Source organism: Roseateles asaccharophilus, assembly GCF_004362405.1.
Classification (GTDB): Bacteria; Pseudomonadota; Gammaproteobacteria; order Burkholderiales; family Burkholderiaceae_C; genus Kinneretia; species Kinneretia asaccharophila.
Window position 1 is genome coordinate 657,881 of the sequence record NZ_SNXE01000001.1, and the last position, 11,457, is coordinate 669,337.

Genomic DNA, 11,457 nt, shown 5'->3' on the forward strand with positions numbered 1-11,457 from the left:
TGGGTGTCTCCTTGCGCTCAGACCTGAGCACTGGGCTGGATTTCGGGCTTGCGCGTCAGCGCCATGAACAGGTCCACCAGGCTGGGGCGCATGCGGCGGCCCAGGGCTTCGACCTGCAGCGGCGGCGCGCCATCGAACAAGGCCATGGCCTGTCCCTGCTGGCGGTAGCGCAGCAAGGGGTGGGCGGCAGCCACCGCCTCGGCGGCCGCCGGGTCGTGGCTCAGCGCGACAAAGCGTGAGTCGATCTCCTCCAGGCTGATGTTCAGCACCAGGCGACCTTCATCGAGCATCATCACGTCCGAGAGCAGGGTCTCGATCTCCTCCACCTGGTGGGTGGAGATCAGCACGCTGCGCTCGCCGTCGCACCACTCGTCGATCAGCATCTCGTAGAAGCCCTTGCGCGACATGACATCCAGGCCCAGGGTGGGTTCATCCAGGATCATCAGACGGCTGTCGATGGCGGCCACCAGGGCCAGATGCAGCTGGGTGACCATGCCCTTGGAAAGGGTCTTGACCTTGTCGCGCGGCCCCACGCTTGTGCGCTTGAGCAGCGCACGTGCGCGATCGGCCGAGAAATTGGGCTGCAAGCCGCTCATCAGGCGGATCAGCTCGTCTACCCGTGCCCAGCGCGGCAGCACCGCCACATCCGGGATATAGGACAGGCCGGACAGCAGCTGCTCGCGCTGGCGCAAGGGGTCCAGACCGAGCACCTGGAGCTCGCCCTGGGCGGGCATCAGTCCCACCAGGGCCTTCATCAGCGAGGTCTTGCCCGCGCCGTTGTGGCCCAGCAGGCCCACCACCCGCCCCTTGGGAATGCTGAAGCCGATATTGTCGACCGCCGTCTTGCTGCCATAGCGCAGGCTCAGACCACGCGCCTGCACGAGGTTCTCGTTGCTCATTGCATCTCCCAGTTCAGATCTTGGGGCTCCAGGCCCAGGCGGCGCAGCTTGGCCCGCAGGGCGGGCCATTCCTCGCGCAGAAATTGCTCGCGGGCCGAGCGGCGAAGACGGGCACGCGCGCCCGTCTTGACATACATGCCCAGCCCGCGCCGGGCTTCCACCAGATCCTGCTCGACCAGGGCCTGCAGGGCACGGCCCACGGTCAGCGGATTGATCAGGTAGTGGCTGGCGAGCATGCGCACCGAGGGCAGGGCCTGCCCCTCGGGCGGCTCGCCGTCCAGCAGCTGCACGGCCAGACGGTCGGCCAGCTGCTGGTAGATGGGACTCGAATCATTCCAGCGTTCCGGCATGGTGGGATCCAGGTGTGTTGCTGATGTAGCACACCATATCAAGCCATGCCGGGCCGCCCCAGCGCTCTGCGACAGACTGCAGCCGGGCGAGTACAGGCTGCACAGGGGGGGCGGACTTGTGCAGCGCCTAGCGCATCACCTCGCAGCGCTTGCGGCGGTTCGGGTAGGGGTCGCCGCCAAAGGCATCGTTGTTGCAGCGCACGCCGTCCCAGGCATCACGGTACTGGTAGCGCCCGTCCGTGCCGTAGCGCACCTGGGCCCGGCCGCTGAAGCGGCAGTACCCGCCCTCGTCGGCGCAGGCTTGCCAGCGTTGGCTGCCGCCTTCGCCACCCCACCCGCCACCCCAGCCCGAAGTCTGGACCTCGCAGTGCTTGATCACGCCGAAACTGGGGTCGCCGAATACGTCGGTCGTACAGGCCACCTCACCGCGGACATCACGTTTGGCAAAGCGCTGGCCATCGCCGAAGCGGACTGTGGCCCGCCCGCGCACCTTGCAGGTCTGCCCTTCTGCTGCGCAATAGCGCCAGCCATCATCCTGGCCCCAGGAGCCGCCCGATCCACCGCTGCCGTTGTCGAGCAGTGCGCGGCGCGGTACTTCGCAGTGTTTGGTCACCCCAAAAGCAGGATCGCCGAAGGCGGTCACATCGCAGCGGACGCTGCCGTAAGCGCGCCTCGTGGAGAAGCGGTCTCCCTGCCCGAAGCGCACATCGGCCGAGCCTCGGAAGCGACAAATCTGACCCTCGGTGGCACAGAAGACATAGTCATCGTCATTTTGATTGCCACCGCCGTGGCGCCCCGCCACTTCGCACTGCTTGGGCGAACCTGGGGCGGGATCACCAAAGGTATCGTTGTTGCACATCACGTCGCCACGTACGGAGCGCGTGGTCCAGTTGCCGGGCACGCCGTACCTCACCAGGGCGGACCCCGATATCTGGCACACGGAGCCCTCGCTGGCGCAGCGGCGCCAGCCATCGCCGAATGCCTGTGCGCCGGGGCTGGCCAGCAACAGCAGGCATGGGAGGACGAAGGCGGCGGACAGTCCGCGCGCCACAGCAAGCAGGATGCGCATGGGAGGATCCTTCTTTTTTCGTTGATTGTTGGAGTGTGAGGGCATCGTACGACGAGTGCCGTCGCCGATTGAGACAGTTTGTAGTTCCAGGCGCGCTGCACATGACTGCCCTCTGAGTCGCCGCGGCCGTGGGGCAAGCAGCGGTCTTGTTGCACCTGGCTCGATACCCAGCGTCCTGTGGTGTGCAGGCTTCCTGCGGGCTAGACTGTGGCCGCCCCTCCATCGATCCTCCGCCGCCATGCAAGCACCGGATCTGCCCCCTGACGAGGCACTGCGCCTTGCCACTCTGCGGTCCCTGAACATTCTCGATACTCCGACGGAGGAGCGCTTCGACCGCTTGACCCGCTTGGCCAAGCGTCTGTTCGGGGTTCCCATCGTGCTCATCAGCCTGGTCGATGCGCACCGGCAGTGGTTCAAGTCCTGCGTGGGCGTGAACGCGACCGAAACTCCGCGGGAAGTCTCCTTCTGTGGTCATGCCATCCTGGCCGACGAGATCTTCCTCATTCCCGATGCCACGCAAGACCCGCGCTTTGCCGACAACCCGCTGGTGACGGGTGAACCCCATATCCGCTTCTATGCAGGTTGCCCCTTGTCGGTCGGCGTGGGCGGGCGTCTGGGCACCCTGTGCCTGATCGACACCGAGCCGCGCCAGATGAGCGCGGATGATCTGGCCCTGTTGCGCGACCTGGCGCGCATGGCCGAGCAAGAACTGGCTGCCGTGCAGATGGCCACGCTGGATGAGCTGACCGGTCTGTCCAACCGGCGCGGCTTCATGGCGCTGGCCCAGCATGCGCTGCAGTGGTGCGAGCGGCATCGCCAGCCCGCGACCCTGCTTTACATGGACTTGGACGAGTTCAAGCCCATCAATGACCGCTTCGGCCATGCCGAGGGCGATCTGGCCCTGAGGGCCTTTGCCCAGTGTCTGGGTGAAGCCTTCCGGGGCTCGGATGTGATTGCCCGCCAAGGGGGGGACGAGTTCCTGGTCCTGCTGACCGAGAGCTCGCCCGAGCAGGCCAGCGCTGCGCTGGAGCGCCTGCGCAGCCTGCTGCAGGCCTACAAGCTCAGCAGCGCGCGGGGATATGCCCTGGACTTCAGTGTGGGCGCGGTGCCCTATGACCGCGAGCGACATGCCACCCTCGAGGCCTGGCTGGCCGCGGCCGACCAGGCCATGTACGAGGCCAAGCGCGCGCGCAAGCTGGCCGGGCCGCGCTGAAAGACGGCAGCCCGGCAGCCCGGCGGCCGGTGCTTCAGCGGCCCAGGCGGCGGCGGCTCATCAGGCCCACGGCGCACAGGCCGGCCAGCAGCAGGGCATAGGTGCTGGGCTCGGGCACGGGGGCCAGGGTGGCGTTGAAGCTGAAGTCGTCGATGGCCAGGCCGTCATCGGAGCCGCTGACGTCCACATCGCTCCAGCGCAGCCAGAGGCTGCCGCCCTGGGCCAGGTTCAGGCCGGCGATGCTGCCCGAGAGCGCGCTGCGGTTGGCGGCGGCATTGCCGTCCAGGGCACCCGTGGGTGTGCTGTTCTTGGGGGCGATGAAGTCCAGGGCGCTCAGGTTGGTCCAGGTGCCGCTGTTCAGCGTGGTGGCATCGGTGCTGTACTGGAAGCTCAGGCGGTCAGTGCGACCCGTGCCGCCCAGACGCCACTGCTCGCCGATGTAGCCGATGCTCACGCTCTCGATGGCGCGGCCGGCCAGGTTGACGAAGGACACGCCGAACTGCGGCACCAAGCTGCCCGAGCGCAGGCCACCCAGGGCGCGTTCGGTGCTACCTGCCTTGCCGAAGCTGTAGGTGTTGCCTGCGGTGTCGCTGCCGGTGCCAGCCGCGTAAGTGGTGTTGGCATTGCTGCCGCCTTCCAAAAAGGCCCAGCCTGCAGGCAGGCTGCTGCTGGTACCGCTGCTGGCCAGCGTGTCGAAGTTCTGGCTGTAGTTCAGAGAAGCAGCCGTCAGCTGGACCTGGGCCTGGGCCGACAGGCTGGCCGCCGCGAAGGCGGCCAGGGCAAAGAAACGCTTGGACATGGGGAGACTCCCTCGGTGATGGAAAACCTGTGGTGGGCATACTGCAGTGCAGCAAAGGCCCATGCTTCAGGGAAAGCGTGAATCTCCTGTGTCATGGCGACACGCCGAGGGCCGGCATCCCATGAATGCGGGGGCATCGACGCTGGTTGGCGCCGTTTGCGCAAATTTGCGCAAAGAATGACGACATTTGCGAGCTCTTTGCGCTGAGCCGGGGTGTGCAGCCCCTGTGCTCTTTGGCCCTCTACAATCCGCGCCTCACCCAACTCAAGCCCCGGGGCCCGCCTTGTCCGAACGTCTTGCCGTGCTGCTGCAACACCTGCTGCCCAAGCAGGCTCTGACCCGGCTGGCGGGGGCTTTTGCCTCGGCGCGCCTGGGCGGCCTGACGCAGTGGGCCATACGTCGCTTCATCGCCCGCTACGGCGTCAATATGGCCGAGGCGGCCCAGCCCGATCCGGCCGCCTATGCCAGCTTCAACGAGTTCTTCACCCGGCCGCTGCGCCAGGGTGCGCGTCCGCTGGCATCGGCCTCGCTGATCTGCCCGGTGGATGGCGCCATCAGCCAGTTCGGCGTGATCCGGGGCGATCAGATTTTCCAGGCCAAGGGGCATCACTTCAGCACCACGGCCCTGGTGGGCGGCGATGCCGGCTTGGCGGCGCAGTTTCAGGACGGCTTCTTTGCCAATCTCTATCTGAGCCCGCGCGACTACCACCGCATCCACATGCCCTGCGCCGGGCGCCTGCTGCGCATGATCCATGTGCCGGGCGAGCTGTTCTCGGTCAATCCGGTCACGGCGCGCGGCGTGCCGGGTCTGTTCGCCCGCAACGAGCGCGTGGTCTGCGTGTTCGAGGGCGAGCAAGGCCCCTTCGTGCTGGTGCTGGTGGGCGCCACCGTGGTGGGTTCCATGTTCACCACTTGGCATGGCGTGGTGAACCCGCCCCGCCCCGGCCAGGTGCGCGAATGGTCCTATGCCGATCAGGACATCCGCCTGCAGCAAGGGCAGGAAATGGGCCGCTTCCTGCTGGGCTCCACCGTCGTGATGCTCTTCCCGGCCGCCCAGCAGCTGAACTTCAACCCGGCCTGGGCCCCGGCGGGGCCGGTGCGTCTGGGCGAGACGATGGCGCGCTGAGCGCCGCGCTCAGCCGGCCCGCCAGCAGCTCGCCGGCCTGCGTGCTTTGCAGCGGCCGTCCCAGGTGATAGCCCTGCAGCTGGGTGCATCCCAGAGCCTCGGCCGCCAGGGCCTGCTCTTCGGTCTCGACGCCCTCGGCCACGACCTCCAGGCCCAGCGAATGACCCAGGGCGCAGGTGGCGCGCACCACCGCGCTCGCCTCATGCTGAGGCAGGGGCGCGATCATGCTGCGGTCCAGTTTCATCGAGTAGATCGGCAGCTGGCGCAGCATGGTCAGCGATGACTGGCCGGTGCCGAAGTCATCCAGCGCACACAGCACGCCGGCCTGCCGCAGCCGCTCCAGCTGCGGTCGGACCTCTTCAATATGGCCGATCGCGGCCGACTCGGTCATCTCGATCTGCAGGCTGCCTCGCGGCAGATCCATCGCCTCGATGGCGGCCAGCAGGCGCGGCACGAAGCGCGCATCCTCGAACTGAAGCGGCGAGACGTTGATGGCCACCGGCAGCACCTCCCCGAAGCGATCGAGCCAGTCGCGCAGCTGACGCGTCGCCAGTGCGACGATCAGCGCCCCCAGGGCCTGGATCTGCCCGGTGCGCTCGGCGGCCGGCACGAATTCCGCCGGGCTGACCTGGCCGTGCCCGGGTCGTTGCCAGCGAACCAGGGCCTCGAAGCCGAGCAGCTCGCGCGAGCCGGCCCGGACCTTGGGCTGGTACAGGAGCTCGAACTCTCCGGCTTCCAGGGCCTTGGCCAGCGACTGTTCGGCGAGCATGCGCTCTTGAGCCGCCTGGTTCATCGACGCCTCGAAGAACGCATAGCTGGGCCCCGGTTCCGCCTTGGCGCGGTGTGCCGCGGTATCGGCCGCGCGCAGCAGGGCGGCGCCGTCGCTGCCATCCAGTGGAAAGAGGGCCACGCCGGCCGAGATGTGCACATGAAGCTCGGCATCCTCCACCGCGAAGGGGCGCTGAAAGAGCTGCAGCAGCCGCTCGACAAAGCGGCGGGCCGCGGCGCGCTCGCCCGCTTGCGGGCCCTGCACGAGGAGCACGAACTGGTCCTCACCCAAACGCGCGACGGTCGCCACATCGGCCAGCTCACTGCGCAGCCGCTGCGCCACGGCCAGCAGCAGGGCATCGCCCACCGCGTGGCCCAGGGTTTCATTGACCAGCTGGAAGCGGTCGATATCGGCCGACACCAGCGCAAAGGGCGCGGCGCCCGGGCGAGTCAGATCGCGCAGACGCTCCACTGTGAAATTGCGGTTGGGCAGCCCGGTCAGATCATCATGCAGGGCTTGGTGGCGCAGGGCCTCCAGAGCGACATGGCGGGCCGTGTCGTCGATCAGGGCCAGCAGCTCCGCCGGCGCACCGTCCCAGATGATCTGGCTGGACAAGCCATGCAGGTGCAGAAGCCGGCCGTCACGCCGGCGGCGGGTCTCCTCCCACTCAAAATGCGCCTCGGGGTTCTGCACCAGCTCAAGATGGCGGCGCACGGCCTGTTCGCGCTGTTCGGGGGCGACCAGCGCATCGAGCACATCGCTCTGCTGCGCGGCTTGCAGCTCGGTGTAGCCGAACATGCTCAGGGCCGCAGGGTTGGCGTAGAGCAGCTGACGACCGCGCAACACGACCAGTCCTTGCAGCGAGCGTTCGGCCAGGCGTGTGAAGCGTTCGGCCTGCAGGCGCGCCTGGGCGTGTGCGCGTTCGAGCGAGAGCAGGATCAGCGCCAGGCTCAGCACCAGCTGGACAATGGCCCCGAGCCCGTAGGTCACGACCGAACGGCCCGAGGGGTCGAGCAGGGGGCCGGTGGCGTGCACCAAGCCGGCCGCCACGAAGCAGACCCCCACCCAGCGCGCCTGGGAAGAACCCTGCTGCCACAGCAGCCAGGCGCTGACCATGGCGCCAAGCCCCAGAACCAGGCCGCCGAAGAGCACGGCGCTGGGCATATGCCAGGTGCCCAGGGTGGCGAGCACCGTCATCACGACGAGCAGGCCGGGCAGCCAGAGCCCCAGGCGCAGGCGCCGGCCGCGGAAGTCCAGGCTGCCCATCAGCTGCAGCAGCTGCGATCCCATCAGGGCCGCCGAGGCCAGAAGCGCCTGCAGCGCACGCAGCGCACCACCGGGGGCGAAGTGGTCCTGCATCAGCGGCCCCCCGGTCAGGCCCAGGGCCAGCAGCACCCAGCTCCAGCCCCACAGCCGGACGTAGCGGTAGCGGTACTCCTGGCGCCACAGCAAGAGCATGGCCAAGCCGAACATGGCGAGTTGGATCGCACTGACCAGCAGCAAAGGGGTCATCACCATTCCTGGAGTACCGCTGGGGGATGCTAGCCCAAGCCCGGTCCGGGTCGGAAGCCTGGGCGAGAATACGTGTTGCACCGGCGCGGCTGCGCCCGCCGCCCACAGCTCTTCTTCCACGACATGACCCAACGCGTTCTCACCGGCATCACCACCACCGGCACCCTGCATCTCGGCAACTACGTGGGCGCGGTGCGCCGCGCCATCGCGGCCAGCCGCGCGCCGGGCGTGGAGAGCTTCTTCTTCATGGCGGACTACCACGCCCTGATCAAGTGCGACGAGCCCGACCGCATCGAGGCCTCGCGCCTGCAGATTGCCGCCACCTGGCTGGCCGCGGGCCTGGACACCTCGCGCGTGGTCTTCTACCGCCAGAGCGACATCCCCGAGATCCCCGAGCTGACCTGGCTGCTGACCTGCGTCACCAGCAAGGGTCAGATGAACCGCGCCCATGCCTACAAGGCCTCGGTGGACGCTAATCTGGCCGCGGGCGAGGACGCCGACGCCGGCGTCACCATGGGCCTGTACAGCTACCCCATCCTGATGGCGGCCGACATCCTGATGTTCAACGCCCACCGCGTGCCCGTGGGCAAGGACCAGGTGCAGCACATCGAGATGGCGCGCGATGTGGCCCAGCGCTTCAACCACCTCTTCGGGCGCGGTGAGGACTTCTTCGTCCTGCCCGAGGCCAGCATCGACGAAGAGATGGAGCTGCTGCCGGGCCTGGACGGCCGCAAGATGAGCAAGAGCTACGACAACGTGATCCCGCTCTTCGAGGGCGGGTCCAAGGCGCTCAAGGACGCGATCGCCCGCATCGTCACCGACTCCAAGCTGCCCGGCGAACCCAAGGAGCCCGAGGGCTCGCACCTGGTGCAGATCTACGACGCCTTTGCCACCCCTGCCCAGCGCGAGGCCTTCCGCGCCGCGCTGCGCGCCGGCCTGGCCTGGGGCGAGGCCAAGCAGCAGCTCTTCGAGCTGATCGAGGCCGAGATCGGCCCCATGCGCGCACGCTACGACGCCCTGATGGCCGAGCCCGAGCGCATCGAGACCATCCTGATGGAAGGCGCGGCCCGCGCCCGCGCCCTGGCCGCCCCGCTGCTGCAGCGCCTGCGCGAGGCCGTGGGCCTGCGCCGCTTCCAGCCCCTGCAGGCCAAGGCCGCGCCCCAGGCCAAGGCCAAGTCCGCCCTGCCGGTCTTCAAGCAGTACCGCGAGGCCGACGGCCAGTTCTACTTCAAGCTCAATGCCGCCGACGGCGGCCTGCTGCTGCAGAGCCAGGGCTTTGCCCAGGGCCGCGAGGCCGGCCAATGGGTGGCCCGGCTGAAGAAGGAGGGCGTGGCCGCGCTGGCGCAGGCGCCGGTGCAGCGCGCCGAGGGCGTGGCCGAGGTCCAGCTGCACGAGGCCCTGCAGGCCTTGCAGGCGGCCGAGTCCCAGGACTGAGACGCCCGGTTTTAGAGAGTTCTCTCTGACTTGCGGCAGGGCCGCGAAAACCCCCTAGGCGCACCGGTCCGGGGTCTTTAGCCTAGAGACCCTGACAAGGGTGCGCCGGGTCTCTGGGTCCGGGCTATCCTGCCTATCAAGACCTACAAGAGGAGACCCGGATGGCCACCATCCCCGCCGACAGCCTGGCCCTGCAGCGCCTGTACCACTGGGAGCGTCAGACCCCCGACCGCATCACCCTGAGCCAGCCCATGGGCGGCGGCCGGGTGCAGGACTTCAGCTGGGCCCAGGTGGCCGATCAGGTGCGGCGCATGGCCGCCCACCTCAAGGCCCAGGGCTGGGAGCCCGGCTCCAAGGTGGCCATCCTGTCCAAGAACTGCGCCTGGTGGCTGATGAGCGATCTGGCCATCTGGATGGCCGGTCATGTCTCCGTGCCGCTCTATCCCACGCTGGCGCCCGACACCATCCGCCAGATCCTGGAGCACAGCGAGGCCAAGGCCCTGTTCGTGGGCAAGCTCGACGGCTGGGACGGCATGAAGCCCGGCGTGCCCGCCGGTCTGCCCTGCTACAGCTACCCGCTCTCGCCCGACTCGGCCCGCGCCGAGTACGAGGGCTGGGACGCCATCTGCGCCCGCACCGCCCCGCTCAGCGGCGACATCCTGCGCGGCGCGGACGAGCTCTGCACCCTGATCTACACCTCGGGCACCACCGGCAACCCCAAGGGCGTGATGCACAGCTTTGCCGGCTTTGCCTGGGCCATCCAGAGCGGCCTGGCCCGCATTCCCCTGCATGGCGAGGACCGCATGCTCTCCTACCTGCCCCTGGCCCATGTGGTGGAGCGGGTGCTGGTGGAGCATGGCTGGCTGCGCACCGGCATGCACCTGTTCTTTGCCGAGAGCCTGGACACCTTCACCGCCGACCTGCAGCGCGCCCTGCCCACCGTCTTCTTCTCGGTGCCGCGCCTGTGGGTCAAGTTCCAGCAGGGCGTGCACGCCAAGATGCCGCCGGCCAAGCTGGAGCGCCTGCTGGGCATCCCGCTGATCGGCGGTCTGGTGCGGCGCAAGATTCTCAAGGCCCTGGGCCTGAACCAGTGCCGCATCGCCGCCGGCGGTGCCGCGCCCATGCCCCTGGCCCTGCTGCAGTGGTACGAGCGCCTGGGCCTGCCCATCAACGAGGGCTATGGCATGACCGAGAACCTGGCGGTCTCCCATATCACCGTGCCGGGCAAGAACCAGCAGGGCACGGTGGGCCCGGCCTATGACGGGGTGGAGACCCGCATCGATCCGGCCAATGGCGAGCTGCAGATGCGCAGCCCCGCCCTGATGCTGGGCTACTACAAGGAGCCCGGCCTCAGCCGCGAGGCGATCACCGAGGACGGCTGGCTGCGCACCGGCGACAAGGCCGAGCTGCGCGCCGACGGCTGCCTGCGCATCACCGGCCGGGTCAAGGATCTGTTCAAGACCAGCAAGGGCAAGTACGTGGCGCCTGCGCCCATCGAGGACCGTCTGGTCATGCACCCGGCCGTGGAGGCCTGCATGGTCACCGGGGCCAATCTGGGCCAGCCCCTGGGTCTGGTCATGCTCTCGCCCGACGCCGCCCAGCGCAGCGGCTCCCAGGCCGACCGCGAGCAGCTCATGGCCCAGCTCAGCCAGCATCTGGACGATGTGAACGCCCGCCTGGACCCGCATGAGCAGCTCGACTGCCTGGTGGTGCTCAAGACCCCCTGGACGGTGGACAACGGCTTCATCACCCCCACCTTCAAGGTCAAACGCAACAAGGTCGAAGAGGCTTACGCCACGCAGTTTGAGAAGTGGGTGGCCAAGCGCGACAAGGTCATCATGGGCGACTGAGGCGGGCCGCGCCGGCCTGCCGCAGAATGCCGGCATGGCAAAACGACGAGGCCTGTGGCGCAGCTGGGCCCTGCTGCTCAAGGGCGAGATTCTGAGTGTCTATTTCGCGGCCCGCGATCCGGCCGCCCCCCGCGGCCCGCGCCTGCTGGCCCTGCTGGTGGCGGCCTATGCGCTCAGCCCCATCGACCTGATCCCCGACTTCATTCCGGTGCTGGGCTGGCTGGACGATCTGCTGCTGGTGCCCCTGGGCCTGTGGCTGGTGCTCAAGCTTATGCCCCCACCCGTGATGGCCCGGGCCCGCGTGCGCGCCCAGCAGCTGCTGGCGCGCCCGCGCAGCTGGGCCGCCGCGGCCGGCGTGGTGCTGATCTGGTTGCTGCTGGCTGCGGTGCTCATCGTCTGGCTGGTCCGCTACCTGGACGGGGCCTGAACCGGCGGC

10 protein-coding genes are annotated in these 11,457 nt (G+C 68.4%); 5 read left to right on the forward strand and 5 right to left on the reverse strand.

What is annotated here, in order from left to right:
- Positions 1 to 17: 17 nt before the first annotated feature.
- The 3 genes from DFR39_RS02960 to DFR39_RS02970 form a co-directional block, all read right to left on the reverse strand.
- Entirely contained in the window at positions 18 to 899 is an 882-nt protein-coding gene (locus tag DFR39_RS02960) for an ABC transporter ATP-binding protein (RefSeq protein WP_162849391.1), read from the reverse strand.
- A complete protein-coding gene (locus tag DFR39_RS02965; RefSeq protein ID WP_133602030.1) occupies positions 896 to 1,249 on the reverse strand; it encodes a GntR family transcriptional regulator in 354 nt (117 codons plus the stop codon). Before DFR39_RS02965 ends, DFR39_RS02960 begins: the two co-directional genes overlap by 4 nt.
- A 127-nt stretch (positions 1,250 to 1,376) precedes the next feature.
- Complete coding sequence (locus DFR39_RS02970; protein ID WP_133602031.1) at positions 1,377 to 2,318, reverse strand: hypothetical protein; 942 nt, start codon at positions 2,316 to 2,318, stop codon at positions 1,377 to 1,379.
- A gap of 238 nt (positions 2,319 to 2,556) precedes the next feature.
- Here DFR39_RS02970 and DFR39_RS02975 point away from each other — a divergent pair, with 238 nt between their 5' ends.
- The gene (locus DFR39_RS02975; protein WP_133602032.1) at positions 2,557 to 3,531 is read left to right on the forward strand and encodes a GGDEF domain-containing protein; all 975 of its coding nucleotides are present in this window, start codon (positions 2,557 to 2,559) and stop codon (positions 3,529 to 3,531) included.
- Positions 3,532 to 3,565: 34 nt separating this feature from the next.
- Here DFR39_RS02975 and DFR39_RS02980 read toward each other — a convergent pair whose 3' ends face one another.
- The gene (locus DFR39_RS02980) at positions 3,566 to 4,330 is read right to left on the reverse strand and encodes a PEP-CTERM sorting domain-containing protein (RefSeq protein ID WP_162849392.1); all 765 of its coding nucleotides are present in this window, start codon (positions 4,328 to 4,330) and stop codon (positions 3,566 to 3,568) included.
- Positions 4,331 to 4,613: 283 nt separating this feature from the next.
- Between DFR39_RS02980 and asd the strand changes: the two genes are divergently transcribed.
- On the forward strand, positions 4,614 to 5,456 hold the full coding sequence (gene asd, locus DFR39_RS02985) for an archaetidylserine decarboxylase (RefSeq protein ID WP_133602034.1): 843 nt from the start codon (positions 4,614 to 4,616) through the stop codon (positions 5,454 to 5,456).
- On the opposite strand, the gene DFR39_RS02990 is transcribed toward asd, so the two are convergent.
- The gene (locus DFR39_RS02990; RefSeq protein WP_162849393.1) at positions 5,398 to 7,737 is read right to left on the reverse strand and encodes a putative bifunctional diguanylate cyclase/phosphodiesterase; all 2,340 of its coding nucleotides are present in this window, start codon (positions 7,735 to 7,737) and stop codon (positions 5,398 to 5,400) included. The two genes, asd and DFR39_RS02990, sit on opposite strands and share 59 nt — an antisense overlap.
- A 123-nt stretch (positions 7,738 to 7,860) precedes the next feature.
- Here DFR39_RS02990 and DFR39_RS02995 point away from each other — a divergent pair, with 123 nt between their 5' ends.
- From DFR39_RS02995 to DFR39_RS03005, 3 genes are all read left to right on the forward strand, one after another.
- Positions 7,861 to 9,171, forward strand: coding sequence for a tryptophan--tRNA ligase (locus DFR39_RS02995; protein ID WP_133602036.1), 1,311 nt, complete (start codon positions 7,861 to 7,863; stop codon positions 9,169 to 9,171).
- Between the two features lie 161 nt (positions 9,172 to 9,332).
- Entirely contained in the window at positions 9,333 to 11,021 is a 1,689-nt protein-coding gene (locus DFR39_RS03000) for an AMP-binding protein (RefSeq protein ID WP_133602037.1), read from the forward strand.
- Positions 11,022 to 11,055: 34 nt separating this feature from the next.
- Complete coding sequence (locus DFR39_RS03005; RefSeq protein ID WP_133602038.1) at positions 11,056 to 11,448, forward strand: YkvA family protein; 393 nt, start codon at positions 11,056 to 11,058, stop codon at positions 11,446 to 11,448.
- The last annotated feature ends 9 nt before the right edge of the window (positions 11,449 to 11,457 follow it).

Coding starts and splice junctions, on each gene's coding strand:
- DFR39_RS02960 (WP_162849391.1), bottom strand. CDS start 899: ATGAGCAACGAGAACCTCGTGCAGGCGCGTGGTCTGAGCCTGCGCTAT.
- DFR39_RS02965 (WP_133602030.1), bottom strand. CDS start 1,249: ATGCCGGAACGCTGGAATGATTCGAGTCCCATCTACCAGCAGCTGGCC.
- DFR39_RS02970 (WP_133602031.1), bottom strand. CDS start 2,318: ATGCGCATCCTGCTTGCTGTGGCGCGCGGACTGTCCGCCGCCTTCGTC.
- DFR39_RS02975 (WP_133602032.1), top strand. CDS start 2,557: ATGCAAGCACCGGATCTGCCCCCTGACGAGGCACTGCGCCTTGCCACT.
- DFR39_RS02980 (WP_162849392.1), bottom strand. CDS start 4,330: ATGTCCAAGCGTTTCTTTGCCCTGGCCGCCTTCGCGGCGGCCAGCCTG.
- DFR39_RS02990 (WP_162849393.1), bottom strand. CDS start 7,737: ATGACCCCTTTGCTGCTGGTCAGTGCGATCCAACTCGCCATGTTCGGC.
- DFR39_RS02995 (WP_133602036.1), top strand. CDS start 7,861: ATGACCCAACGCGTTCTCACCGGCATCACCACCACCGGCACCCTGCAT.
- DFR39_RS03000 (WP_133602037.1), top strand. CDS start 9,333: ATGGCCACCATCCCCGCCGACAGCCTGGCCCTGCAGCGCCTGTACCAC.
- DFR39_RS03005 (WP_133602038.1), top strand. CDS start 11,056: ATGGCAAAACGACGAGGCCTGTGGCGCAGCTGGGCCCTGCTGCTCAAG.